The following is a 564-nucleotide window of genomic DNA, read 5'->3' as shown; positions in this document are numbered from 1 at the left end:
GGCCGAGGGCGCGGTGGACAAGCGGGTGCGCGAGGCGCTCAGGCAGCTGGATCCGAATTTCAAGCCCGATTACATCGGCGCGGCGCCGTTTCCCGGCTTCCGCGAGGTGATCGTGTCCGGGCAGGTGCTGTACGTCACCGATGACGGCCGTTATCTGATGCAGTCGGCCCCGTACGACATCGAAAAGCGCGGCATGGCCACCAGCCCGGGCCTGCTGGCCTACCGCCGCGGCCTGCTGGACACGCTGCCGCACGCCGACCGCATCGTGTTCGCGCCGCCCAACGCCAAGTACACCATCAGCGTGTTCACCGATATCGAGTGCGGCTACTGCCGCAAGCTGCACCAGGACATCGCCGAGCTCAACCGCAACGGCATCGCCGTGGAATACCTGGCGTTCCCGCGCATGGGCCTGGGCAGCAAGGACTACACCGACATGATCTCGGTCTGGTGCGCGGCCGACCGCAAGGCCGCGTTGACCGCCGCCAAGGGCGGGCAGCCGGTGCCGTCGCGGACCTGCACCAACCCGGTGGCGATGCAGTACAACCTCGGCCAGCAGCTGGGCAT

Annotated in this window: 1 protein-coding gene; it reads left to right on the top strand. The window is 67.9% G+C overall.

Annotated elements, in window-relative coordinates:
• The coding region (locus JCM9942_RS17785; protein WP_054661084.1) for a DsbC family protein at positions 1–564 on the top strand (564 nt) is incomplete at both ends.

The sequence above is a fragment of the Stenotrophomonas pictorum JCM 9942 genome (genome assembly GCF_001310775.1).
Lineage (GTDB): Bacteria > Pseudomonadota > Gammaproteobacteria > Xanthomonadales > Xanthomonadaceae > Stenotrophomonas > Stenotrophomonas pictorum.
The sequence above is the reverse complement of the archived record's forward strand: the minus strand, read 5'-3'. Positions and strand labels throughout refer to the sequence as shown.